Origin of the sequence: Rathayibacter tanaceti, from assembly GCF_001634385.1 — a bacterium.
Lineage (GTDB): Bacteria > Actinomycetota > Actinomycetes > Actinomycetales > Microbacteriaceae > Rathayibacter > Rathayibacter tanaceti.
Map to the genome: position 1 here is coordinate 1 of NZ_LIIN01000314.1, position 484 is coordinate 484.

Consider the following 484-nt stretch of genomic DNA (forward strand, 5'->3'; position numbering starts at 1 on the left):
CCGCCGCAGGCGAGACGGAGCCGCGTCAGCGGTCGAGCCGCGGCGCCGCCGCCAGCAGCTGCCGCGTGTACTCCTCCTGCGGCGCGGCGAGGAGCGATGCGGCCGGCCCGGCCTCGACGACCGTGCCCCCCGCGCATCACGGCGATGCGGTCGCTCATGTGCGCGATCACGCCGAGGTCGTGCGAGATGAGCAGCAGCGCGAGTCCGTGGCGGCGCTGCAGATCGTCGAGCAGGTCGAGGATCTGCGCCTGCACCGAGACGTCGAGGGCCGAGACGGGCTCGTCGCAGATCAGCACGTCGGGGCGGGTCGCGAGCGCCCGGGCGATCGAGACGCGCTGACGCTGCCGCCCGAGAGGGTCCGCGGCGAGCGCCGCTCCACCGAGGGGTCGAGCCCCACGCTCTCGAGCAGCGCGGGCACGGAGGAGGCGCCGGCGTCGCGGAGGAGCCGGCCGACGCTCCAGCGCGGGTCGAACGAGGAGAGGCT

1 pseudogene is annotated in these 484 nt (G+C 75.8%); it reads right to left on the reverse strand.

The features are described 5' to 3' along the window. A pseudogene (locus ACH61_RS19480) lies at positions 1 to 484 on the reverse strand (ATP-binding cassette domain-containing protein); the annotation flags it as partial.